Annotated in this window: 21 protein-coding genes and 1 pseudogene; 4 read left to right on the forward strand and 18 right to left on the reverse strand. The window is 41.0% G+C overall.

Features of this window, described 5'->3' with window-relative positions:
• Positions 1–23: 23 nt before the first annotated feature.
• Together F5613_RS01405 and F5613_RS01410 are read right to left on the reverse strand one after the other, a co-directional pair.
• Positions 24–959: a UDP-glucuronic acid decarboxylase family protein gene (locus F5613_RS01405; RefSeq protein WP_179398386.1), complete on the reverse strand. Its 936-nt coding sequence runs from the start codon at positions 957–959 to the stop codon at positions 24–26.
• Between the two features lie 12 nt (positions 960–971).
• The gene (locus tag F5613_RS01410) at positions 972–1,427 is read right to left on the reverse strand and encodes a septal ring lytic transglycosylase RlpA family protein (protein ID WP_089418928.1); all 456 of its coding nucleotides are present in this window, start codon (positions 1,425–1,427) and stop codon (positions 972–974) included.
• A gap of 147 nt (positions 1,428–1,574) precedes the next feature.
• On the opposite strand from F5613_RS01410, the gene F5613_RS01415 reads away from it, so the two are divergent.
• Both F5613_RS01415 and F5613_RS01420 read left to right on the forward strand, forming a co-directional pair.
• Positions 1,575–2,162: a LemA family protein gene (locus F5613_RS01415; protein WP_068186165.1), complete on the forward strand. Its 588-nt coding sequence runs from the start codon at positions 1,575–1,577 to the stop codon at positions 2,160–2,162.
• A gap of 10 nt (positions 2,163–2,172) precedes the next feature.
• Complete coding sequence (locus tag F5613_RS01420) at positions 2,173–3,135, forward strand: TPM domain-containing protein (protein ID WP_179398387.1); 963 nt, start codon at positions 2,173–2,175, stop codon at positions 3,133–3,135.
• A gap of 214 nt (positions 3,136–3,349) precedes the next feature.
• Here F5613_RS01420 and F5613_RS16420 read toward each other — a convergent pair whose 3' ends face one another.
• The 13 genes and pseudogenes from F5613_RS16420 to ppdK all read right to left on the reverse strand — a co-directional run bounded on the left by F5613_RS16420 (position 3,350) and on the right by ppdK (position 18,897).
• On the reverse strand, positions 3,350–3,823 hold the full coding sequence (locus F5613_RS16420; protein ID WP_176134041.1) for an NADH-quinone oxidoreductase subunit NuoE family protein: 474 nt from the start codon (positions 3,821–3,823) through the stop codon (positions 3,350–3,352).
• Between the two features lie 36 nt (positions 3,824–3,859).
• Positions 3,860–5,626: pseudogene (locus tag F5613_RS01425) on the reverse strand (NADH-dependent [FeFe] hydrogenase, group A6); the annotation flags it as partial.
• 11 nt (positions 5,627–5,637) lie between these two features.
• Positions 5,638–7,365 carry an NADH-ubiquinone oxidoreductase-F iron-sulfur binding region domain-containing protein gene (locus F5613_RS01430; protein ID WP_246303339.1) on the reverse strand — a complete coding sequence of 576 codons (1,728 nt, stop codon included), beginning with the start codon at positions 7,363–7,365 and terminating at the stop codon, positions 5,638–5,640.
• 330 nt (positions 7,366–7,695) lie between these two features.
• A complete protein-coding gene (locus tag F5613_RS01435) occupies positions 7,696–8,577 on the reverse strand; it encodes a serine O-acetyltransferase (RefSeq protein WP_179398390.1) in 882 nt (293 codons plus the stop codon).
• A gap of 2 nt (positions 8,578–8,579) precedes the next feature.
• A complete protein-coding gene (locus F5613_RS01440) occupies positions 8,580–10,424 on the reverse strand; it encodes a Kelch repeat-containing protein (RefSeq protein WP_179398391.1) in 1,845 nt (614 codons plus the stop codon).
• Positions 10,425–10,428: 4 nt separating this feature from the next.
• Complete coding sequence (locus tag F5613_RS01445) at positions 10,429–11,373, reverse strand: hypothetical protein (RefSeq protein WP_246303312.1); 945 nt, start codon at positions 11,371–11,373, stop codon at positions 10,429–10,431.
• A 12-nt stretch (positions 11,374–11,385) separates the two neighbouring features.
• The gene (locus tag F5613_RS01450) at positions 11,386–13,215 is read right to left on the reverse strand and encodes a serine/threonine protein kinase (RefSeq protein WP_179398392.1); all 1,830 of its coding nucleotides are present in this window, start codon (positions 13,213–13,215) and stop codon (positions 11,386–11,388) included.
• Between the two features lie 41 nt (positions 13,216–13,256).
• Entirely contained in the window at positions 13,257–14,060 is an 804-nt protein-coding gene (locus F5613_RS01455) for a PP2C family protein-serine/threonine phosphatase (RefSeq protein ID WP_179398393.1), read from the reverse strand.
• A gap of 15 nt (positions 14,061–14,075) precedes the next feature.
• Positions 14,076–14,591, reverse strand: a complete 516-nt coding sequence (locus tag F5613_RS01460) for an FHA domain-containing protein (protein ID WP_079683143.1) — start codon at positions 14,589–14,591, stop codon at positions 14,076–14,078.
• Complete coding sequence (locus F5613_RS01465) at positions 14,588–14,833, reverse strand: hypothetical protein (RefSeq protein ID WP_079683144.1); 246 nt, start codon at positions 14,831–14,833, stop codon at positions 14,588–14,590. Before F5613_RS01465 ends, F5613_RS01460 begins: the two co-directional genes overlap by 4 nt.
• Before the next feature lie 123 nt (positions 14,834–14,956).
• Positions 14,957–15,607, reverse strand: a complete 651-nt coding sequence (locus tag F5613_RS01470; RefSeq protein WP_179398394.1) for an FHA domain-containing protein — start codon at positions 15,605–15,607, stop codon at positions 14,957–14,959.
• A gap of 26 nt (positions 15,608–15,633) precedes the next feature.
• Positions 15,634–16,011, reverse strand: a complete 378-nt coding sequence (locus F5613_RS01475; RefSeq protein ID WP_079683146.1) for a LytTR family DNA-binding domain-containing protein — start codon at positions 16,009–16,011, stop codon at positions 15,634–15,636.
• A 165-nt stretch (positions 16,012–16,176) separates the two neighbouring features.
• A complete protein-coding gene (ppdK, locus tag F5613_RS01480; protein WP_179398395.1) occupies positions 16,177–18,897 on the reverse strand; it encodes a pyruvate, phosphate dikinase in 2,721 nt (906 codons plus the stop codon).
• 187 nt (positions 18,898–19,084) lie between these two features.
• Between ppdK and rlmD the strand changes: the two genes are divergently transcribed.
• Both rlmD and F5613_RS01490 read left to right on the forward strand, forming a co-directional pair.
• Entirely contained in the window at positions 19,085–20,506 is a 1,422-nt protein-coding gene (gene rlmD, locus F5613_RS01485) for a 23S rRNA (uracil(1939)-C(5))-methyltransferase RlmD (protein WP_079683147.1), read from the forward strand.
• Positions 20,507–20,524: 18 nt separating this feature from the next.
• Complete coding sequence (locus tag F5613_RS01490) at positions 20,525–21,943, forward strand: MltF family protein (protein WP_179398396.1); 1,419 nt, start codon at positions 20,525–20,527, stop codon at positions 21,941–21,943.
• Here F5613_RS01490 and F5613_RS01495 read toward each other — a convergent pair.
• From F5613_RS01495 to mtgA, 3 genes are read right to left on the reverse strand one after another with little or no spacing between them, the layout of a single operon-like run.
• Positions 21,940–22,881: a tRNA dihydrouridine synthase gene (locus tag F5613_RS01495; RefSeq protein ID WP_179398397.1), complete on the reverse strand. Its 942-nt coding sequence runs from the start codon at positions 22,879–22,881 to the stop codon at positions 21,940–21,942. The two genes, F5613_RS01490 and F5613_RS01495, sit on opposite strands and share 4 nt — an antisense overlap.
• On the reverse strand, positions 22,878–23,543 hold the full coding sequence (gene lipB, locus F5613_RS01500) for a lipoyl(octanoyl) transferase LipB (protein ID WP_179398398.1): 666 nt from the start codon (positions 23,541–23,543) through the stop codon (positions 22,878–22,880). The genes F5613_RS01495 and lipB overlap by 4 nt, the downstream gene beginning before the upstream one ends.
• A complete protein-coding gene (mtgA, locus tag F5613_RS01505) occupies positions 23,507–24,283 on the reverse strand; it encodes a monofunctional biosynthetic peptidoglycan transglycosylase (protein WP_179398399.1) in 777 nt (258 codons plus the stop codon). Before mtgA ends, lipB begins: the two co-directional genes overlap by 37 nt.
• Between the last annotated feature and the right edge of the window lie 72 nt (positions 24,284–24,355).

Here is a 24,355-nt window from a genome sequence, read left to right on the forward strand (position 1 = left end):
AATAGTCCAATTGTTGTTAATTACTACAAAATTGTTTTGAAGTACTTTATAGTTTCTTTTAGTCCCTCTTCCAGATTAACTTTAGGCTCCCACCCTCCCAGTTTTTCTTTAGCAAGAGTAATATCCGGTTTACGTTGTTTGGGATCGTCACCCGGTAAAGGCCTGAAAACAATTTTAGATTTAGTACCAGTCATCTCAATCACCTTTTGGGCCAACTCAAGCATAGAGAATTCTCCCGGATTTCCGATATTAACCGGACCCGTAAAATCATCGTCCGTTGGCATCATACGTACCATCCCTTCAATCAGGTCGTCTACATACTGAAAACTACGGGTCTGCGTGCCATCGCCATAAATTGTAATGTCGTTGCCTTGCAATGCCTGAACTATAAAATTAGATACAACACGCCCATCATTGGCGCTCATATACGGGCCATAGGTATTAAATATCCGGATTATCTTTATACGGACATCATTCTGCCGATGGTAATCCATGAAAAGGGTTTCGGCACATCGCTTTCCTTCGTCGTAACAGGAACGGGGACCAATCGGATTTACATTACCCCAATAACTTTCGGTCTGCGGATGCACAAACGGATCTCCGTATACTTCGCTAGTTGACGCCTGTAATATTTTGGCTTTTTTTCGTTTTGCCAGTCCAAGCATATTAATAGCTCCCATAACAGAAGTCTTAACTGTCTGAATGGGGTCTTCCTGATAATACACAGGAGAAGCCGGACAAGCCAGGTTGTAAATCTCTTCAACCTCGGCCGAAAAGGGAGTGGTTATATCATGACGTACAAATTCGAAAAAAGGATTCTGCTGAAGATGGAGTATGTTTTTTACAGATCCGGTAAAGAAATTATCCAGACAGATCACGTAATTGCCTTCCTTCAATAAGCGGGCACACAAGTGCGACCCAATAAAACCGGCTCCCCCGGTTACCAGTATTTGCTTCATTTTATCAATTTTTTAATAATCCATACGATAAGGAATAGCCGATCTGAACTTAGCTGCATCTAAGTAAGGCATTTTAGGATATATCAAATCCAGGTATCTCAAATCTGGTATACCCGGAACAACCTCTACCCTAACCCTTTCAATTCCTTTACTTATAAAGCCCAGCAATTCGGCAGCACTATAGGAAACATCGATAATTCGGCTTTTTCGTCGCGGTCCGCGATCTGTAACACATACAATAACACTTTTGAGATTGCTTAAATTTGTAACGCGAAGAAAGGTTCCGAAAGGATGGGTACGATGAGCTGCAACTAACTCCTCTGCATCATGAATCCGTCCGCTGGACGAAACTTTTCCATGAAACCGTTTGTGATAATAGGATGCAAGCCCCTCTTCTTGTGCGTGTAAACCATCCAGACTAAACCAGACAAGAATTGATAAAGAAAGAAATCGCATTAGATTAGCCATAAATCAGCTTGTTATTGTACGCAAATGTAATTTTATTTTCTTAAAAACAACCAATCCTATCTCATTTCTTTCATTATAAAAGCCTATATATTGATAAAACAGTGTATTTTTGTATTTTATAATATGTAAAATAAAAAGTTGAACAAAATGTTTAAGAACAAGACCCTTTGGATTATTATTGCCGTTGTTTTAGTGCTTTTCTTTTGGGTGAGAGGAGTCTATAACTCAATGGTCACTCAGGATGAAAGTGTAAAAACAGCCTGGAGCCAGGTAGAAAATCAGTATCAGCGAAGATTAGATCTGATTCCGAATCTGGTAAATACAGTAAAAGGATATGCATCACACGAACGGGCCACACTTGAGGGCGTAATAAACGCACGTGCAAATGCAACGAAAACAACCATCGACCCTACCAACCTTAATGAAGAAACTATGAAACAGTTTCAGGCTGCTCAAGGCGAACTTAGCAGTGCTTTATCCCGGTTAATGGTTGTGGTTGAACGTTATCCCGATTTGAAGGCTAACCAGAATTTTATGGAATTGCAAGCACAGCTGGAAGGTACAGAAAACAGAATTTCGGTAGAACGTAAGCGCTTCAATGAAGTTGCACAAAATTACAATACCAATATCCGTAGTTTTCCTACTAATATTCTGGCCGGTATGTTTGGATTTCAGCCTAAAGCTTACTTCGCAGCCGAATCCGGTGCAGAAAAAGCTCCAACCGTTGAATTTTAATGTATAAACTATGCTTTTAAATAAGATTAAATTCACAAGCAGACGGGTTGCCGGTCTGCTTGTGTTATTTTTGGCAATCAGTAGCTTTTATTCGTCAGTACAGGCTGCTTCATACACCGTCGAGACAGTCCCCAATGCTCATTTAAGCGACCGGAGCAACAGGGTTAGCAATCCGGATGGTATCATATTACCGGAGGATGTTGCCACTATCAACCAAATGCTTCAGCTTGTAGAGGATTCGCTGTCCATCGAAGTTGCTGTGGTAGCCATTGAGTCGATTGGAGATAATGATGCCCGCATGTTTGCAACGGATTTATTTAAACATTGGGGTATTGGGAAAAAAGGAGAAGACAACGGACTACTTATATTGCTTGTAACAGACCCGGCACAACGTGCTGTCGTATTTGAGACTGGCTATGGCATTGAAGGAATTTTGCCTGACGCTATTTGCTACCGGTTACAACAAAACTATATGATCCCAGATCTGAAAGCTGGAAATTTTAGTCAGGGTATGGCTAAAGGTGTTGCCGCAGTGGGAGAATATTTACTGTCGGGTGACTATCAGCGATCAACAGATTATCAACCGGAAGGTCAATCTGATGATATAGGCGTTTTGATCGGCACAATCTTTCTCTTTATGATTATGATTGTAGGAATGTCATACTTTATGAAAAGAAGGCCTCGCCTCTGTCCTAGATGCGGGAAGAAGACTCTTGTTTATCAGGGTACACGTACTGTACAGGCGGCTACTTACCAATCATCCGGACTTGCAGAAGAAATCTACGTCTGCAAAAACTGTAGTCACACTGATAAAAGAGACGTGATTCTAAGTCGGCTAACCCGCTCCAAAGGTCCGATTATCGGAGGAGGTATCGGTGGATTCGGCGGGGGTATCGGTGGTGGATTTAGCGGAGGCGGAGGTTCCTGGGGAGGAGGAAGCTCTGGTGGTGGTGGATCTATCAGCCGTTTCTAATCGCTCTGATGTGATAAAGACTGTTTAGACTTACAATGAACATCACTCACAACATCAAATACTTACAGTCACTTCAAATCTGACCGGTTGTTATTAGTTCAAACTGGGAATGGATTCTATTTTGCATAGAAGCATTCCCAGTTTGTTTTTTTACTCATTACTGTTCCCTCCTTTTAAAAATCAACTAATACAAGAAATAGATAAATCCAACCTTTCAAAGACTATAAAAATCATTCAAGACATCCCTTACTTTCTCGGGAGTCATCCTTACATAAACCTTTTTGCCCACAAGCACAACCGGCGAAAAACCGCAGGCGCCTACGCATCTGAGGCAATCCAGCGAGAATAATCCATCTGCCGTTGTTTCTCCAACCTTAATCTTAAGCAGATTTTTAAATTCATCCAACACCTTTTCTGCTCCTCTTACATAGCAGGCTGTTCCTAAACACACTGATATGGGATATTTCCCTTTGGGAGCCATAGTAAAGAAGGAATAGAAAGTAACAACTCCGTACACCTTGGATAGAGGTATTCTGAGTTGTTCTGCAACAATCTCCTGCACCTCTTTAGGAAGATAGCCAACAAGTTCCTGTACGGCATGTAAAATATTGATCAGCTCTTTGGGATCATTATCGAACTTTCCGCAAATTGTTTTCAGGGATTCGATAGTGGAAGCCGACAAACAGATGGCTCCATTCTCTTTGGTTGATTCGTGATATACCGGATAGACACCTACAATTTTCCTTCGGTTGGTGTAATGAGTATGTAGCAGCCTATGCGAAACAGGTCCGCAGGGAGTTCCCAGAAAGTCGGCATATAGCTTTTGCACGGAAGGGTTCTCGTGACTTTTACGCAGGCTCTTCTGCCGGTCGGCATCATACAAAGCGGCTGCACGTTTCTTTATAACAGACATATCACCGTGGTGAAAAGGCTGGCCACCACCGCCTATACACCCACCCGGACAAGCCATCACTTCCACAGCATGAAAATCGGATGTTCCGTTGAGGATACTTTCTGCCAGCTTTCGCGCATTGCCTAAGCCATGAGCAATACCCAACTTTATCTGGACACCATCAAAATCTATTGTAGCCTTTTTTATCCCTTCAAATCCGCGAAGTTCCTGAAAATCTATTTTTGGAGCCGGCTTACCGGTATAGATGGAATAAGCCGTACGTACAACCGCTTCCATCACCCCTCCTGTTGCACCGAATATAGTTCCCGCACCGGTAGATTCGCCTAAGGGAGAATCGAAATCGCTTTCGGGTAATGATTGGAAATCAACGTTAGCAAAACGGATAAGTCGCACCAATTCACGCGTATATAATACGTAATTTACATCCGGATCGCCTTCGACTGACATATCCTCGCGCATACACTCGTACTTTTTGGCCAGGCATGGCATTAAAGAAACAACCACAATATCTTTACGGGGTCTATTGAGTTTTTTTGCAAAATAGTTTTTTATCACCGCCCCCATCATTTGTTGTGGACTTTTGGCTGTGGATAGGTTATCTATAAGTTCCGGATAGTTTTGCTCAACAAAATTAACCCATCCCGGACAACAACTGGTCATCAGGGGAATTCTGGCATCTGCTTTACCTTCAATAAGATGGGTTAAACGCCCTAAAAGCTCGGTACCTTCTTCCATAATGGTAAGATCTGCCGCGAAATCGGTATCAAAAACATAATTGAAACCAATGGCCCGCAACGCAGAAACCATTTTACCGGTCACCACCTGGTCAGATTCCATGCCAAAAGCTTTCCCCAAGGCTGTGCGTACTGCTGGAGCAGTCTGAGCAACAACAACTTTAGAAGAATCTGCCAAAACATCAAGCACCTGGTCGACACTGCTTTTACCTCCTAACGCCCCAACAGGACAAATAGCCACACATTGTCCGCAATAAGTACAGTTGCCTAACTCTATATCTTCGCCAAAACCCGTAGAAATAATTGAATTGAAGCCTCTGTTTATAGCAGAAATTGCCCCAACAGACTGTACACTGTTACACATTGTCTCGCACCTGCGGCACATGATGCATTTGTCCAGATCACGCACAATAGCCGGAGACACATCCGGTGAGAATGTAGATTTCTCACCCGGATAACGGATTTCTCTGATCCCAAGCTCCGATGCTACATTCTGTAACTCACATTGCCCATTCTTGCGGCAAGTAAGACATTCGAAAGGGTGATTAGAGAGGATTAGCTCCATAATGGTACGACGGGCATTCAATACACGGGGATTATGTGTCCGAACAACCATACCTTCGGCACAAAGCGTTTTGCAGGAAGGCATCAGTTTTTTATTACCGGCTATTTCAACCACACAGATTCTGCAGCTTCCCGGACTATTTTCGTAATGCAACTCATCCAGCTTCATAAAGCATAGCGTAGGAATCTTTATACCCACACTTTTAGATGCCACAAGAATAGTAGTTCCTTCCGGTACAATCACCTCTTTATTATCTATTGTCAATTTAATTGTTCCCATACATAGCCCTCCTAGTAAACATATATTGCACCAAAACGACATTTCTCAAGACAACTTCCGCAACGGATACATATATTCGGATCGATAATATGCGTAGCCTTCCGTTCGCCAGCAATGGCATGAACAGGACAGACGTGGGCACATAAAGTGCATCCGGTACACTTTTTAGGATTGATGTAATACACCGTAAGATCACGACATTGATGAGCCGGACAACGCTGTTCTGTTACATGCGCAACATATTCGTCGTAAAAATTATCGAGAGTAGATAATACCGGATTAGGAGAAGTCTGCCCCAAACCGCAAAGTGAAGTATCTTTAATTACTTGTCCGAGGTCCCGTAATTTTCGTAGATCCTCTTCAGTTCCTTTGCCCGATGTAATTTTATTGAGGATTTCAAACAAACGTTTATTGCCAATTCTGCATGGTGAACATTTACCACAGGACTCTTCAACGGTAAATCCCAAATAAAATTGAGCCATGGCTACCATACAATCATCCTCGTCCATAACGATCATCCCTCCGGACCCCATCATCGAGCCGGCAGCCTGCAGCGTATCATATTCTATGGGCAAATCAAGATGCTTTTCAGTAAGGCATCCCCCGGAAGGTCCGCCTGTCTGAATGGCTTTAAATTTTTTCCCATTTTTAATTCCGCCCCCTATTCCATAGATAATCTCACGCAAGGTAATTCCCATAGGAACTTCTATAAGTCCCACGTTGTTTATTTTACCTGCCAGCGCAAATACCTTGGTACCCTTACTTTTCTCCGTACCTATTTTGTTATACCAATCCGCACCTTTCAGAATTATGGTAGGAATGTTGGCAAAAGTCTCTACATTATTAACATTGGTAGGAAATCCGAGGTACCCCTCTTCACTTGGAAAGGGAGGTTTAACAGTTGCCTCCCCCCTTTTTCCTTCCATACTGTGAATCAGGGCAGTTTCTTCACCGCATACAAAAGCTCCGGCTCCATACTTAATGTCAATATCAAACGAAAAATCGGTCCCCATTATATTCTTCCCTAGCAACCCATATTCGGTAGCCTGACTGATGGCAATACGGAGCCCTTCAACCGCCATCGGATATTCGGCTCTGATGTAAACCAACCCCTTGGCTGCACCAGTACAATAACCGTTTATTGCCATTGCTTCAATTACCGAATGAGGATCACCTTCTAAAATCGACCGGTCCATAAATGCTCCGGGATCACCTTCATCGGCATTGCAAACCACATATTTTGGCGATTTAACCGCTTTTCTGGTAATCTGCCATTTTAATCCGGTAGGAAATCCACCCCCTCCCCGTCCCCTTAGTCCGCTTTCAATAATCTCTTGAATAACCTCCTCGGGAGTAGATTGGGTAAGAACCTTGGCTAATGCTGCATATCCATTTCTGGCAATGTATTCATCTATTGATTCAGGATTTATCATTCCGCAATTTCTTAAAGCAATCCGCATCTGGGGTTTGTAGAAACTCATCTGCTCCGGATTACGGATTACCTGATTTCTATCGGCATCTAAGGATAAAAGCCTCTCAAGATACATCTTTTTAACGAAGTGCGTATGAATCAACTCATCGGCATCTTCCGGCTTTACCTGCACATAAAAGGTATTGTCCGGTACTACTTTAACAATCGGCCCTTGTGCGCAAAATCCGAAGCAGCCAGTCAAAATTACCTGAATCTGCTCTTCCAGACCTTCTTTCCGTATAGCCGACTGTAATTTTTCTATAAGCATGTCGCTTTGAGATGCTTTGCAACCACCTCTTCCACACACTAAAAGAATACTTTTATTTTGAAATTCTTTCGGGGAAGTAAAATCTGAATTCTCTTCGGGATTTGGATCTGTTTCCCGAATACGCATCAATTTACGAAGAGATTCGTATAAATGTTGTAAATCTGCAGGTGTCTGTATTTTCTTCATAGGGAAAATAATTTAAGGTTTGCACAACAGACATATCACAAATATACACAAATTTTCTCTGATTACATCAAAACCAGAGGTAAAAACAAAATGAAATTAAAAATATTTAAATCAAGTGTTACAAGGAAGTTTTAGCTTACAATTTTATTCCATTGCACCGCTTTGAAGTACTTTAGAATGTGGAGGCACACTGTGTGTCAACCAGATGTTACCACCAATAACAGAGCCTTCTCCAATAGTTATTCTGCCAAGGATGGAGGCATTTGAATAGACTGTAACCCAGTCTTCCAAAATGGGATGTCTGGGCACATCCAAAGGCAGGCCCTCGTTATCAAGGATAAAATTCTTAGCCCCAAGTGTAACCCCCTGATACAAACGGACATGGTTGCCGATAACCGCAGTTTTACCGATAACAACTCCCGTACCATGATCAATACTGAAATACTCTCCTATTTTGGCTCCCGGATGTATATCTATACCCGTATTGGAATGGGCTATTTCTGTGATAATACGAGGTATTACAGGCACCCCAAGATTTAAAAGGCAATGGGCTACCCGTTGATGAAGTATAGCCTGTATGGCCGGATAGCAAAATATTATCTCGCTCAGACTTTTTGCTGCAGGATCTCCATCTAATATCGCTTTAATATCTGTCGACAATAAATATTTAATATGTGGAATATGATTAATAAACTCTACGGCAATATTGGAAGAACGTTCTTTTGAATCTGAACACCCTTCAACTTCAAAGCATAACCCATGAAAGATTTGCTCTTGCAATAAATCGTAAAGTTGTTCCAAATGAACACCCATATAATATTCCATCGAATGTTCTTTAGCCTCTTGTTCAGTACCAAAGAAACCGGGGAAAATTATCTTTTTCAATAAATGCATTATCTTTTTAAGCTCATCTACCGAAGGCGATGGCTTTTGATGCAGTGGAATATATTTATACTCCGGCAAGTTGGAGGTAGATAATTTCGTTACGTTTTTTTGAATTTCCTCCAAAATCTGACTTCTGTTCATAATTAATTATCCCAAATGGGATCATATTTTTTCATAGACGTCGAAAAAACACTCATTCCTATATATATTGAACCATTAAGCAACATCATACTATGGCCTTCATCTTTATACCCTCCAAGTGTACTTTTACTCGTCCAGACTTTTTGTTTTATATTATACTCCCAAATTCTGTTGTTGGAGTCAATTACATAAAGTAAATCATTCAGTATTACTCCACTGCTTATAGTCCCGGCAAGATTAGGAATTTCAGTTTCTTCCTTCCATGTACTCATATCACCGGACGAAATCCATAAGGTCTTGGTGGAAGTCGACTCGCCTGTTTGTCCCAACCCTGCAAAGATAGTATCATTTTTACTCAGAACAATGCCTCCATAATGACTAGTGGGGAAATTCTCTATTTGTTGCCATTGACCACTATTGATATTATACCTCCAAACCTCATTTAAAATAGCATTGGTTGTGCGTCCTCCTATAACATAGCCATAGGTTACAGACCCCTTTGATTGGACGGTTGCTTTAGCACTCCATCTGGGTGTTCCAGGAAAAGGTGGCAATATTTCCCATTCATTAAGAGAAACCTTATATTTATAAAATTCAGTAGTTGGCTGACCTGGATTAACTAATCCGCCTAATAAATAAGCTGTTGCATCTGTCGAAAACGCTGTCACAAATTTTCTTCCTCCAAGAGGAAAAATATTTCTATCTCGCCATGAATTAGATATCGGATCAAATTCCCAAACTACATTGCTGTATGATTGACCTACATCCCCCCCAACTAAATAAGCCCGGCCGTACGAACTGAAAGCAGCTGCTCCAGTAGGTCGATAACTTGTGAAAGGAGCCATATCAGTAAATACTGGTGGAGCAGGAAAAATGACTTCTTCTCCATATGAAGTGCCTATACTGTTTGTAGCAAATGCTCTAATATGATATATTTTTCCTCCATTGATTTTTTCTAAATAACCAGAAAAAGCACCTGTACCTGGTGTAAAGTTGAATACATTATCCTGTATTGTAGGTTCATTGCTAAAGGACCAACAAATTCCCCGGGCTGTAATCTCAGAATAACCCATATCTACTACTATCCCCCCAACTTTAACCTTTCCATCTTTATTATCATTAAAAATCGAAGTTTTAACTGTTGGTAGAGCGTTCAGAGTTGTAAATTGGATTGAGTCACTATATTGTACGCCATAACTGTTAACAGCAAACGATCGTGCATAATAGGTTGTATTTGCCTGTAGATTCTTGATCGTTGTAGAAAATTTGCCTTTTCCGGATCCTACATGGACTGTATCATCTTTAATTGATACAGATGCAGATTCCGAAAAACAAAATCCACGTACAGCAGTTGAATCCCCCTCGTTAACGACCTCCGATTCCAGATCAACATCATACGTTCTTACCTGTAAAAGTTTCAATAGAGCAATAGTAGGCATTCCAGAAGTGGTTACAACAGTTTTTTCTTCTCCGTATGCCGTACCTTTAGCATTAATAGCATAAGCCCTAAGATAATATGTTTTATTGGCAGAAAGACCTTTTACTTCCGCAGTGAATGAACCTAGTCCATTTCCGGCAGGCACCTTGTTAACAGCCGATACCGGAGAAGATGTACCCCAGCAAATTCCTTTCTCTGTGACTTCTGCGCCATTTGCCTGTAGAACAGCTCCCGAAACTGTAATAGTGGTAGCAGAGTAAGACTCTACCGAAGAGGTTTCCACCTCTGGAGTTCTGGCATTGAATACTTCATCTGGTACCGATGGATCATCCAAACACGATTGAAAAATAAATAATCCAGTCAGTAATGACAGAAACAATCTTGTATATAGTTTTGAAGTTGTATCCATATTTTTAAAATATTAATCCAATACCTGCATTTAAATCGGCAAATTCTAAATTAATCGAGTTACAGCCCACACTAAAATAAAAGTTCTTACTCACTTTTACAATCGCATCTGCATCTGTTTCTATCCCCTTATAGGATCCGGTTACATTTTCACACCAAAGCTCTGTTGTTAAACTATTGTTTGAATAGCTATAGGCTGTGGCATGCCATTGTAATTCACGTTCGCCATACCCTACCCCAACTGAAGCGGACAACCAAGGCAAGATTTTTACAATCAATCCCCCTGTAATTCCAAAACGGGAAATACGTTCTCGGTCAAATTTATAATAAGCACCTTCCGTATAGTTTAAAATACCAGATTCATTACAGTCGACTGTTGTTTTACCAAATGTCATATTTGACTTCAATCGCAAATAACCGCCCCATCGTTTACCAAGTAGGCCAAACGTTATTCCATAGGGTGCAGACGGAGTAAAATTATAACCTATGATCAGATTCAGCGGTGTTGGTTTTTCTTTAGGTGAAGGTAAACGTTTCTCTAAAGCGGGCAATTGTTCCTCTGGCTTTGACAATTTTGACAACTGTTCTTCCCAATAATTTGCCAGCTCCGGACTCTCGGGTGTACCTATACCATGTTCGTAATAAAGGATGAGCCGGGCTATTGAAGCAGTATCATTCTCCGTCGCTTTTATATTGAGACAATTCAGGCATTTAGTCATTAAGCTACGCATCGGAATCCGAAACTGTTCGTTTTCAATCCAGATAGTCGTCAGCTTATCAATACTATAACTATCGCAAAACGAAACTCCTTCTTCGAACCACATTTTGGCATCAGCAAGATCATTTCTGGATAATGCCTCATTTCCTTTTTCATTATATTCAGTCAGCCTTTGAGCACTAAGGTTTAAAGGCCCAATAATTAAAAACAACAATAAAAGAAAACGACTCATAGGTTTCAAGTATTAATAGTATGTAACGCCTTTACTCACCAGTTCGCATGATGAATTATATATATCAAAAAGATTATCTTCACGTTCAAAAGCTCTACCCTTTTCAGCCTTTCCAACACTTAGATATACACATGGTATGCGATCGATCCCTTTTGAATCAATAGCTCCGTATTTACCAGTTGATTTGTTTCTAACTATCATGTAATTTCCAAAAGGCATTTTCTCTTCGTACAAAGATCTCCTATTAGAAATCACACTTTGTTCTTCCATTGAATCACAGGTAATTAATAAACGCAAAATTTCTTCTGTTAATGAGAGTTCTTTAGCCTTATTAAAATCATTCCTCGCGCCCTGATAATCACCTTTAGCCAATTTCTTCTTTCCTAAATCAAGTAGACTGGCATAATCAGTATCCGGTGTTTTAGCCGGTACAGGTTGCACATCGGGTTCGTTAACAGACGTAATATTATCCTTTATTGTCTGATCAAGAGGAGTCACAGTTAAAAGGGAAGAATTGTTTTTATGTTCTTCCGCATTATTCAATACCAATGTATCCGTATTCTTGCGATTATCCTCCGAAACTGTCAAAGGCTTTTTGTCATCTATCGGCTCTGGAATGTTATCGGAGTTCCTTGATTTTAAATTTATAAAATACAGAACTGTTCCAACGCAAACAAAAATAATCAACGAGATTAAAATTGGTTTAAAATAATTCCTACGTTTAACAGGTCCTCCCTCCAGTTCATCTACATTTCCTCTTTCAAGTATTGTATCGTCATCCGGATTAGAGACAGGCTCTTCATTGCCTTGTAAAATAGTCTTTGTATTTTCATGAGTCGGTTCCTCCAGATCAACCCTTCGGGTTAGCGTATAAAGTTCCGTAGCATCATCCGCCTGGGATGTACCATTCACCCCATTAGTCTTCTCTCTAACCTCTCTTTCAGGGGAAGGTCCCAATGCCAATATCATCTCATTAACAGATTGAAAGCGGTCGGCTTGAACTATAGCCATCGCCTTCATAATAGCCTCTTCTGTTCTTTCAGAAATTGAAGAATTAAGCTCAGATGGTTTTTGCAAAGGCTTAGCGGCACGTAGAATTGATTCGGTAGGTATTTTACCAGTCAACAGATTATACATAGTAGCACCCAGCGAATATATGTCCGGACAGGGAGAGAAATTCTGAGTTCCTTCATCGTCATATTGCTCCACAGAAGCAAATCCTTTGGAAAGAGTAAGCATCGTTGTGCTCGTTTCCTGTTGAAACAAATCATATCGTTTACTAACTCCGAAATCGATTAAACGGGCATTGTCGTCCTTGTCGATTAATATATTACTGGGCTTGATATCCAGGTGGAGTATACTTTTCTCGTGAACAAACTGAAGGGCATGAGCAATTTGGTGTGTATAAAAAAGAACCGTATTTTCGGAAAGTCTTCCCTCCTTTTCAAGTAAGTACTTCAATGAATACCCTTGAATATATTCCATGGCGATGTAAGCTGTATCGTTCTCTTCAAAAACTTCAAGCACATTAACGATATGTGGATGATGTACATCCGACAATATTTTCGCCTCTTTAATTAACTTCTCTTTAAATTTTTCAAATAAAGCTCTTCCTGTTTCCGAATGAACCTTTACAGCAAAGGTTTCTTCATCCCGATAACAGTAATCTTTAAAAAAATATTCTTTGATACAAATAGGAACTTCCGTCTTGACTTTACCCAACGATCCCTTAACCTCGGTAAACCATACACCTTTGTATGTTATACCAAAGCCTCCTCGGCCAACGGTTTCAGTTAGCTGATATTTCCCTTTTTGAAGATAATGCCCAGTTGGTAATTCCATCAGTACTAAAGTAAAGATTCATCTTGACAAATTTACTGATTTTATATGAAAGAATAAAAAAATGAGAGTATAAAATGCTTGATAGAAACGGTTTCCTGAACATTATTCACTGGAATAATGAAAAATGAAAAGTTATCTCTGGATATATTGTTGCACGCTTCAAGAACTTCTGTCTTAAGCAAATCTGAAGAAACATTTTTTTCAAATAAACCGGATAAAGCCTTGTCATCAAAACATTCCATAACCCCATCAGAACACATAAAGAAATAATCACCGGGAGTTACATTCGTAATCAATGTAACTTCAGCCTGAACCGGATTTTCTGTTCCGCTTATCGCTTTTAATATCACATTTTTTTGTGGATGACTGCTAACCTCTTCCGGTTTTATGCGTCCGAGTTTAACCAGGGAATTGACAAGAGAGTGATCAACGGTTTCATGTAAAATCTGCCCCTTTCTGAATTGATAAATCCTACTATCCCCAATATGAGCAAGCGTCATACCATTGGTTCCAACATAAAGAAGGGCCATGGTTGTTGCCATCCCTTTAGCTGAAGGATTGGATGATACAAAATCGTCAAAACGAGATTCAGTATATTTTACAGCCTGATTAATAAATTCTTCGGTAGGATTTCCCTGCAAAAAGGAACTGAAGTATGTCTGCAACGATTCACAAGCTAACGCACTTGCTATTTCGCCCTTTTCAGATCCACCTACGCCATCGCATACAATAAACAATCGCTGCTTAGGACTCGATACTTCCGGCTGAGGATATACTGAATCTTCATTATTCAGTCTGCCACCTCTTTCACAAACAGCAAATGGTTGTCCCATCATTATATCCATAGCCTGATCCTTCCATTATTCATTAAACCTGAGGATGGTCTTTCCGATCACTATTTCATCGTTGTCTTTCAAAACAACAACTTCTCCATTCTCAAGGCATGTGTTATTATACAAAGTTTTATTCTTACTGTTATTGTCGGACAAAAAATGTTTATAAACTCCCCCACCCTCATGCTTCACTTCAATTTTAATGTGCTCGCGACTCATGCACTTATCCATCGTAACTATACCGATGGTCGCTTTTGAGGCTTCCGACTTACGTCCTGCAATCAATATCCCCTCGTGAAGGAGAAATGTTTGAGCAGGAGTGTCAGAGTTTGGTAGTACGGTAATTGTACCGGAAGTTGCATTTCGATGTTTAACAACAACAGTCGGTGTCTCTGTTTTATTCAAAGACCTTAATTGTCCAAGTAATGAAACCGCAATAGGTTTTGTACATTTTGGACATTTAAATGAATCAATCGTAGACGGGATTTTTGTCTCGTCTATTTTAAGCCCAACTTTACAATATGGACATTTGATTGAAATCATAACATAAAGGATGCGTCTGAATCGTCTAGATCAATTGAAGACATATCAATAACATCTGCATCAGTCATGAAGACGGTGTCATCCGACAGAGTAATCAAATCAGATCCGGACATATCATCATCCAACATGACTGCATCAAATGAAAGAGTATCACTCTCAACATCTACAATAAAGCTCTCTGAGGCATCCATAAAGTCACCATTATCAATTGTGACAAATGTGTATTCTTCTGCTTTTTCCATATCTATAATTATTATTTACAACGCAAATGTACGAAAAGAAATCCGTAATAATCAAGCCTTATCCGGACCTTAATCCAACTACAGGCATTCTTGTACAAAAGGCATGTTTTTCGATACGAACAATTAGAAGCTAACCCATTTGGCCTTACAGGAAGGAACCGGACATTGTTTTTTGTTACGTAGAGATTCCCACGGGATTTCACCAAGGAAGGTGCCGCATTTGGGACAAACATAATCAATCTTAAACTGGTTGGAAATATCTTGAAGAAGCTGAGGTATTTTGGCCGACTGCTTGGCTCCCATATAAATCCCAATCGTAGGGGCACAAATGGCCAAAGAAAGACTTAATCCGAAAAGCTGTGGTGTTCCGTTTCCCCAAAAACCTACAGCAATACCCACTACACCTGGTAACGCAAAGGGCAACGACTGAAATAACCTGGTTTTAAACTGATTATTGGATTGGATTTTGATTTTTTCACTGATGTATTTTTCATATACATCTTTCAGGGCGAGAAAGTCTTCACTATAGTCATTTACAGATCTTAAGGCACTCTTTATATCTAAAACGTATTTATCACCTAAGATAATTGAATCCGAAGAACAAATTTTCTTCTTTACAACCTGACAACCATTCACATACGTCCCATTGGTCGATTGAATATCTTCAATAAACCATCCTTGTTCGTTTCGAAGCAAGTAAGCATGATGCCTGCTCACATGGTCGTCATTCACAATATAGTCATTATCACTGGCTTTTCCTATTCGTATTATCATCTCATTGTATAATAATAAGATTAATTTTACATTTTTGCATCTTCACGAATCTCATTTTCAAGAGAATCTTTCAGCACTTTTAACGGATCTTTCGAAATAATCAGCTCGCGGGCTTTACCTTCTGCCGTAAGCAACAAAAGCTTTTGTCTTGGCAGATTTATTTGCAAAATATGATTCTTGTTGATTATATGACTTTTGCCAACCCTCATTAATATCATTTTACATCCTGTAACCTGATTTTCAAGAATCTCCTCTATCTTACCAATATTAATTGCAAAAGTAAATTGAATCCCGTTATTTAAAATCAACTTGGTATAATTACGATCTGCTTCGAAATAAAGAATTTGTTCAATTCTTATTCTCAACAACTCATCTCTTGTTTTAATAATTAAATATCTATCCATTGCCGGGCTAAATTAATGTTCACCGCGAACAAATATAGACATTATTTTTTATTGATTAACAAAATTACAATAAAAAAAAATAATCCTCGTAAACTATTGTTATTTGTTACAAAAACAATCACAAATAAAACAGTTTACGAGGATAAGAACTAAATATCCTATAGATTAACCTTCAATCGCTGCCTGAGCCGCTGCCAATCGGGCAATAGGAACACGGAAAGGAGAACAAGAAACATAATTCAGTCCCACCCTGTGACAGAACTTTACAGACGAAGGCTCACCGCCATGTTCACCGCAGATTCCGCACTTTAAATCCGGACGGATGGAGCGACCTTTTTCAGTTGCCATTCTTACAAGCTGACCGACACCTTCCTGATCCAGCACCTGGAATGGATCTACCTGAAGTATTTTCTTATCCAGATAAACCGGCAGGAACGAAGCTATATCGTCACGAGAATAACCAAAGGTCATCTGCGTTAAATCGTTTGTACCAAAAGAGAAGAACTCAGCGGAAGAAGCTACTTTGTCGGCTGTAAGCGCCGCACGGGGAACCTCTATCATCGTACCTACTGTAAACTCTATGCTGTCGCCCTTTTCTGCAAATAGTTTTTCGGCTGTTGTCCGGATTACAGCTTCCTGCTGCTGGAATTCAACCACATTACCAATCAGTGGCACCATTATTTCCGGATAGGTATGAATACCTTCTGCTTTTAATTCGAGAGCAGCACCTAATATAGCCAAAGTCTGCATCTCTGTTATTTCGGGATAGGTATTTCCCAAGCGGCAGCCACGATGTCCCAACATCGGGTTTTGTTCTGAAAGCGATTCAACCCTTTCCTGGATTTTCTTTACAGAAACGCCCATCATAGCAGCCATGTCTTCCTGCCCTTTCAGATCATGCGGAACAAATTCATGCAATGGAGGATCCAACAAACGAACTGTAACCGGACAACCATCCATCGCTCTGAAAATTCCTTTAAAGTCGGCCTGCTGATAGGGAAGAATCTTGGATAATGCCTTAACTCTGCCTTCGGTATCTTCCGAAAGAATCATTTCACGCATCGCCTTTATCTTTTCACCTTCAAAGAACATGTGCTCCGTTCTGCATAACCCTATACCAACAGCTCCGAAATTTCTTGCAATCTGTGCATCACACGGAGTATCCGCGTTGGTGCGAACCTTTAATTTTGTATACTTATCGGCCAATGTCATCAATTCACGGAAATCATCCGACAGCTCTGCCTCCTTCGTTTGGATTTGGCCTAAGTACACCTCACCGTTCGAACCGTTCAAGGATATATAATCGCCCTCTTTCAATACAAGACCTCCCACTTGCATGGTTTTATTCTTGTAGTCGATCTTCAGCGCTCCGGCACCCGAAACACAACACTTACCCATTCCTCTGGCAACTACCGCCGCATGAGACGTCATACCGCCGCGGGCTGTAAGAATCCCTTGGGCAACAGCCATACCGGCCAAGTCTTCCGGCGATGTTTCAATACGCACCATAATAACCTTATGCCCTTTGGCATGCCATTCGGCGGCATCATCAGCAAAGAAAACAATCTGTCCGGTAGCGGCACCCGGCGAAGCAGGCAATCCTTTAGCAATAACAGAGGCAACTTTCAATGCTTTCTTATCAAACACAGGATGCAATAATTCATCCAACTTGTTAGGCTCGACACGAAGTAATGCTGTTTTTTCATCAATCATACCCTCTCTTAACAAGTCCATAGCAATCTTCACCATGGCAAAACCGGTACGCTTGCCGTTACGGGTCTGTAGAAACCAAAGTTTACCTTCCTGAACAGTAAACTCCATGTCCTGCATATCCTTATAATGGTTTTCAAGTTTAGTCTGCAGTGCATCCAATTCGGCATAAATTGAAGGCATAGCCTCTTCCATAGACGGATATTTTGCCAAACGCTCTTCTTCCGATACACAAGCCAATTCTGCCCAGCGTTGCGAACCCACCTTCGTAATTTGCTGAGGAGTACGAATTCCGGCAACCACATCTTCACCCTGCGCATTAATCAGATATTCACCATTGAATAAATCTTCTCCACTACCGGCATCACGCGAAAAGCAAACTCCGGTTGCTGAAGTTTCACCCATATTACCAAATACCATGGCCTGCACATTCACAGCTGTACCCCATTCGGCAGGAATACCTTCCATTTTACGATACAGAATAGCCCGATCGTTCATCCATGAGTCGAACACCGCACATATGGCACCCCACAGCTGATCATAGGCAGAGGTTGGGAAATCGTGACCTGTTTGATTTTTTACAGCTTTCTTAAATTTAGATACCATTAATTTAAGGTCGTCAACACTTAATTCGTTATCAAGCTTAACACCTCTTTCTTCCTTCAACTCTTCAATAATCTCCTCAAAAGGATCGATATCCTCTTTATTTACCGGTTTCATCCCCAACACCACATCGCCGTACATTTGTACAAATCTGCGGTAAGAGTCCCAAGCAAACCGGGGATTATTAGTCTTACGGATCAATCCTTCCACGACTTCGTCGTTCAAACCCAGGTTAAGGATTGTATCCATCATGCCCGGCATGGAAGCTCTTGCTCCGGAACGTACCGAAACCAACAATGGATTTTCAATATCTCCAAAAGTAGCATTCATCAATTGCTCAATATTAGCAATCGCATTTTTCACATCCTCCTGTAAAAGGGAGACTACTTTATCTCTACCCAGTTCATAGTATTCTGAGCAAACTTCTGTGGTGATTGTAAAACCTGGAGGAACCGGAACTCCGATCAAATTCATTTCGGCAAGGTTGGCACCTTTTCCCCCCAATAGATTTTTCATATTGGCTTGTCCTTCGGCTTTTCCGTTTCCAAAGGTGTAAACGCGTTTCTTGTTCATAATCATTGTTATTTTTTGATTTTAGGTTGTTTTGCTACTTCTGGTTTGCAATAATGCAAATATAACTTAATTAATGACTGTATATGTAAAAGCCTAAAATAATTTTATGTGTTTTACAACCTCAATCTATAACTGGTATATAGTAAATTCGTATATTTGCGTGGCGAAAATTATAAAATAAAAGACATTGGCAAGAAATAAGAAACCGTTACCCATTTTTGAACAGGTAACCATCACAGATGTAGCCGCAGAAGGTAAAGCCATCGCAAAGGTAAACGACCTCGTAGTTTTCATTCCTTTTGTAGCACCGGGAGATGTTGTAGACATCCAGATTACTCGCAAGAAACACAGTTATGCAGAAGGTAAAGCCATCCGTTTTCACTCCTATTCCGATAAAAGATCGACTCCATTTTGTGAACACTTCGGAACATGCGGAGGATGTAAATGGCAACATTTGCCCTACGAAGAACAGTTAAAATACAAACATAAACAGGTAACAGACAATCTTACCCGTATTGGAAAGATAGCACTGGGTGAGGTCTATCCTATTTTAGGATCAGAAAAGACAACCTATTACCGCAACAAACTGGAGTTCACTTTTTCGAATAAAAAATGGCTTACGGAAGCCGAAATCGGTTCGGACAAGTCGTTTGACTGTATGAATGCCGTAGGATTTCATATTCCGGGTATGTTCGATAAAGTACTCGACATAAACCAATGTTGGCTGCAGAGCGAACTATCAAATCAAATTCGTCTAAGCATACGTAATTATTGCCTTTCGCACGAAGGTTATCCTTTTTTCGATCTACGTAATCAGGATGGGCTGATGCGCACCTTGATTGTACGTACAGCGTCTACAGGAGAAATCATGGTTATTGTTGTTTTCTACAAAGACGAACAAGACAAGATAAATGAATTGCTTACGTATGTTGCCGAACAATTTCCGCAAATAACCTCCTTACTATACATTATTAATAGTAAGTGCAACGACACAATCACCGATCAGAAAGTAGAAGTGTTCAAAGGCAAAGATCATATTATTGAAGAGATGGAAGGACTTAAATTCAAGGTAGGTCCCAAATCATTCTATCAGACCAACAGCGAACAAGCCTACAATTTGTATAAGATAACGCGTGATTTTGCCGGATTAACAGGCAACGAAATGGTGTACGACCTTTATACCGGCACCGGAACCATTGCCAATTTCGTTTCAAGTCGCGCAAAGAAAGTTATAGGAATAGAATATGTACCCGAAGCGATTGAAGATGCCAAGGTAAACGCTGCTCTCAATAACATTGAGAACACGCTGTTCTTTGCAGGAGACATGAAAGATATACTTACGCAGGAATTCATTGCCCTGCATGGTAAACCGGATGTGATCATCACCGACCCGCCCCGTGCCGGAATGCATGACGACGTAATTGATACAATCCTTTTTGCTGAACCCCGGCGAATTGTCTACGTAAGCTGTAATCCTGCTACGCAGGCAAGGGACCTCGGACTTCTTGACGTTAAATACGAAGTAAAAAAGGTACAACCTGTTGATATGTTCCCCCACACCCATCACGTGGAAAATGTTGTATTATTGGAAAAGAAATCTCATTCTTGATTTGCATGGAGGACAGAAATGACGGACAAAACCGTGTTTCGTAAAAAGATAACGCTGATTTTACTGATCGGCTCCATCCTGTTGGGATGTTTCTCTTGTTACAGCAATAAAAAAGACGATAACAAGGAAGGATCCCTGCAGGTGGATTTACCTCAATTGAAAGTAAAAGGAGAGCTTACAGCCGTTACTTTATACAGTTCTACTTCATACTTTCAGTACAAAATGCAGCCCATGGGTTACGAGTACGATCTAATCCGCGATTTTGCGCATTCTCAAGGATTAAAGCTCAATATCAAAGTAGCCCAAAACATATCCAAATTAAGCGAAATGCTCTTAAACGGTGAAGCCGATGTGGTTGCCTATCCATTACCGGTAACCAATACGCTCAGACAAGAGGTTATATTCTGTGGACGAGAGGAACTCTCCACTCAGGTGTTGGTTCAACGTTCCAATAAAGGAGATACCCTCGTTAAGGATGTTACCCAGCTTATTGGTAAAACCGTTTATGTAAAACACGGCACCAAATACCACGAACGGCTTACCAACCTGAATGTTGAGCTGGGCGGAGGTATCCACATAGCCGATATTGAGAAAGATACCGTAACTTCCGAAGACCTGATCGAAATGGTGGCCAAAGGGGAAATTCCCTTCACCGTTAGTGACGATAAACTAGCCAGACTAAATAAGACATATTACAATAATATAAATATAAGTCTGAAGATAAGCTTTTTGCAGAGGTCTTCATGGGCAGTTAGCAAAAACAGTCCCCTTTTAGCGGAAGCTATTAACGCTTGGGCTACCGACAAAGCTTCGGATTACAACTTCAAAGCCATAACCAAACGTTATTTTGAGCTAAGCAAGATGCCGGATGTTGTCTCTTTATCGGAAGTAAAAAAAGGACAGATATCTGCTTACGACCCTCTTTTTAAGAAATACGCGAAAAAGGTAGATTTAGATTGGAGGTTGGTGGCATCCATATCTTATCAGGAATCGCATTTCAATCCCCATTCTGTTTCATGGGCCGGGGCCGAAGGTTTGATGGGAATTATGCCAAATACAGCCCGGGGACTAGGTGTTGCATCACACGAGCTTAAAGATCCGGAAATCGGTATTAAAACCGGAATCGAGTGTTTCCGTAGGTTCCGCCAGGGATTTTCAGAAATAACAGACGAGAAAGAAAAGATAAAATTCACCCTTGCCGCTTACAACGCCGGTATAGGTCATGTGTATGACGCCCAGCGATTGGCCATAAAATATGGAAAGGATCCCAATAAATGGGAAGGAAATGTAGATGAGTTTATCCGAAAGAAAAGCGATCCGTTCTATTACAACGACTCCGTGTGCAAACACGGGTACCTCCGTGGCTCGGAAACCTATAATTATGTAAACGATGTGTTATTCCGTTTCGACTATTATAAGAAGAAAACACAAAGTTAATAGGTCGCGAACAAAGCTGACACTGCTTGCAGGTACTGCTGCAATGTGGTACTTTTAAGAATTTTCTTTCTCAATTTTTTCTCGGCATCCGGCAACAGATAATCCCAAAGAGTCTGCATCTTGGACAACAACTGATGTTCGCCACCTTCCAGGCGAGAGGTGTATGCATCCAGCAACCGTTCATGAAAGCCAATCAGCTTTGTACGTCGTTCGTTAACAGGCAAGGTTTCACCCTGTTTCCATTCCGATGCCAGCCAGGGATATGCCAACAACCCTCTACCTAACATCACGCCGGCTAAATTGGGAAAGCACTCTTTCAGCTCATTAATTTCTGCAACCGAGCCTATATCGCCGTTATAATAAAGAGGGGTACGGCATAAACTGTAAAAACGGGCAAATACATCCTTATCGGCCTGCCCTTTATACTGCTGTATTCCCAAGCGCGGATGCAACGTTACATGTGTAAGAGGCAATTCATTCAGTACAGCAAGAGTTTCTTCAAATTGAGAACAATCATCCCAGCCATGGCGTAACTTTACAGAAAAGGAAACCGACGGATAGTCCTTTATACAAGCCAGTAATTTAGCAGCATCCTCAGGAAAAGCCAACAACCGGGCACCACGTTTCAGTCGGGTTTGTTTGGGGAAAGGGCATCCCATATTGATATCCACCCTGTTGTATCCCTCCTTTACCACCAGATCTGTCAAATAAGACAATTCATCCGGATTAGCAGCAATTAGTTGAGGTATCACATTATGTGGAGAATTATCCGAATGCACGATATCGCGTAAATCTTTGGAACGGACACACCCATTTTCCACTCTCAGAAAAGGAGTGTAATAAGTATCCACGCCACCAAATATAGCTGCATGAACCTTCCGGTACACACAATCTGTATAGCCCTGCAAAGGAGCAAAGTGAATCTCAAAACCAGTCATCTGAAAGCCTGTTGGAAAAGGGTATGCAACCGGCTTTTAGCCAGCTCAAAATCTTGTTCGGCCCCCAACTCTTTGGCAAGAGAGGTTACCCCTTTGTCTACAAACCCACAGGGATTGATCAGCGAATAGTAAGTAAGATCCGTATTTATATTTAAGGCAAATCCGTGCATTGTAACAAAATGGCTGCTTTTCACCCCGATAGCACAAATCTTACGGGCAGCACCCGGAACTTTACTGTCCAGCCACACACCGGTAGCTCCGTCCAGCCGTTCAGCTTTAACCCCGTAAAGCAATAGAAATTCAATCACTATATCTTCCAGTGTATGGATATAGGCTTTCAGTCCCATTCCAAACCCATCCAGGTCGAAAACCGGATAACCGGTTATTTGTCCCGGACCATGATAGGTAATATCCCCCCCACGGTCGATATGAAACAAGGAAACCCCTTTCTCCTTCAACAACAGTTCGGGTACCAGTAAATTGGTCTCCTTTCCGCTTTTTCCTAAAGTCAGCACCGGATTATGCTCACAGAAATACAGACAGTTCTTCTCTTCAAGTCCCTTTCTTTTCGCATCAATCAGCGATTGAAAACTATTTGTCTGCAGATCAAGCGCCTCTCCGTATTCTATTCTGCCAAGGTCGTAGTAACTAAAGCTCTCCATTTTTTTCTTTTTTTAATTTCACCGGAATCCTGATCCGAATTCCCCTCATTGTAACCCATCTCCACCTTCATAAGTTTACCCATGAGTGAAAGAATCTTAGCCTGGCGCTTAATCATATAAGGAGAAGGCTTGGCCGAGTTGAATTTACGGGGGTTAGGTAATGTAGCCGCGATAAGGGCAGCCTGTCTTTTGGTAAGTTTGTAGGCCGGTTTATTAAAGTGTTCCCGGGCCACAGCCTCCACACCGTAAATCCCCTCTCCCATTTCGATGGAATTGAGATACACCTCCATAATTCTCTCTTTACCCCATACCCACTCTATCAGCACTGTAAAGTAAGCTTCAATACCCTTACGAATATAGCTTTTCCCGGGCCATAGAAAAACATTTTTAGCTGTCTGCTGACTAATGGTGCTGGCTCCACGAACACGCTTACCCCGATCGGCCTCATTTTTGGCCTTCTTGATCTGTTCGATATCAAAGCCCCTGTGTTCCATAAAAAGATTATCCTCGGACGAAATTACAGCCTGAACCATCGGTTGGGCAATCTTAGACATGGGCACCCATGTATGCTTCAATTTAAGCGGTTTGCCATCCTGAAACTGTTCATACAAACGTATAAACATAAGTGGAGTGTAATATACAGGAACCACTTTTCCTGCCACCACCCAAAGCAAGCTAAAAACAAAAAGAAAAATAAACAGGTTTCTAAGCCAGATAAGAATTCGTTTAAGAAGAATCATATTACATCCTCACGCTTTAATTATGACTACAAAATTACTGATTAATTTCCAAAAAAAAAGAGGATAACCCAT

This window comes from Macellibacteroides fermentans, from assembly GCF_013409575.1.
Taxonomy (GTDB): Bacteria; Bacteroidota; Bacteroidia; order Bacteroidales; family Tannerellaceae; genus Macellibacteroides; species Macellibacteroides fermentans.

What these genes read in the sequence shown, in the direction of transcription:
- F5613_RS01430 (WP_246303339.1), bottom strand. Translation starts at nt 7,365, where the DNA reads ATGCTTATAGAAAAATTACAGTCGGCTATACGGAAAGAAGGTCTGGAA.
- F5613_RS01405 (WP_179398386.1), bottom strand. Translation starts at nt 959, where the DNA reads ATGAAGCAAATACTGGTAACCGGGGGAGCCGGTTTTATTGGGTCGCAC.
- F5613_RS01420 (WP_179398387.1), top strand. Translation starts at nt 2,173, where the DNA reads ATGCTTTTAAATAAGATTAAATTCACAAGCAGACGGGTTGCCGGTCTG.
- F5613_RS01465 (WP_079683144.1), bottom strand. Translation starts at nt 14,833, where the DNA reads ATGGAAAAAGCAGAAGAATACACATTTGTCACAATTGATAATGGTGAC.
- F5613_RS01495 (WP_179398397.1), bottom strand. Translation starts at nt 22,881, where the DNA reads ATGACTGGTTTTGAGATTCACTTTGCTCCTTTGCAGGGCTATACAGAT.
- ppdK (WP_179398395.1), bottom strand. Translation starts at nt 18,897, where the DNA reads ATGAACAAGAAACGCGTTTACACCTTTGGAAACGGAAAAGCCGAAGGA.
- F5613_RS01450 (WP_179398392.1), bottom strand. Translation starts at nt 13,215, where the DNA reads ATGGAATTACCAACTGGGCATTATCTTCAAAAAGGGAAATATCAGCTA.
- F5613_RS01435 (WP_179398390.1), bottom strand. Translation starts at nt 8,577, where the DNA reads ATGAACAGAAGTCAGATTTTGGAGGAAATTCAAAAAAACGTAACGAAA.
- F5613_RS01475 (WP_079683146.1), bottom strand. Translation starts at nt 16,011, where the DNA reads ATGGATAGATATTTAATTATTAAAACAAGAGATGAGTTGTTGAGAATA.
- F5613_RS01410 (WP_089418928.1), bottom strand. Translation starts at nt 1,427, where the DNA reads ATGGCTAATCTAATGCGATTTCTTTCTTTATCAATTCTTGTCTGGTTT.
- lipB (WP_179398398.1), bottom strand. Translation starts at nt 23,543, where the DNA reads ATGGAGAGCTTTAGTTACTACGACCTTGGCAGAATAGAATACGGAGAG.
- F5613_RS01455 (WP_179398393.1), bottom strand. Translation starts at nt 14,060, where the DNA reads ATGGATATAATGATGGGACAACCATTTGCTGTTTGTGAAAGAGGTGGC.
- F5613_RS01415 (WP_068186165.1), top strand. Translation starts at nt 1,575, where the DNA reads ATGTTTAAGAACAAGACCCTTTGGATTATTATTGCCGTTGTTTTAGTG.
- F5613_RS01460 (WP_079683143.1), bottom strand. Translation starts at nt 14,591, where the DNA reads ATGATTTCAATCAAATGTCCATATTGTAAAGTTGGGCTTAAAATAGAC.
- F5613_RS01445 (WP_246303312.1), bottom strand. Translation starts at nt 11,373, where the DNA reads ATGAGTCGTTTTCTTTTATTGTTGTTTTTAATTATTGGGCCTTTAAAC.
- mtgA (WP_179398399.1), bottom strand. Translation starts at nt 24,283, where the DNA reads ATGATTCTTCTTAAACGAATTCTTATCTGGCTTAGAAACCTGTTTATT.
- F5613_RS01470 (WP_179398394.1), bottom strand. Translation starts at nt 15,607, where the DNA reads ATGATAATACGAATAGGAAAAGCCAGTGATAATGACTATATTGTGAAT.
- F5613_RS01440 (WP_179398391.1), bottom strand. Translation starts at nt 10,424, where the DNA reads ATGGATACAACTTCAAAACTATATACAAGATTGTTTCTGTCATTACTG.
- F5613_RS01490 (WP_179398396.1), top strand. Translation starts at nt 20,525, where the DNA reads ATGACGGACAAAACCGTGTTTCGTAAAAAGATAACGCTGATTTTACTG.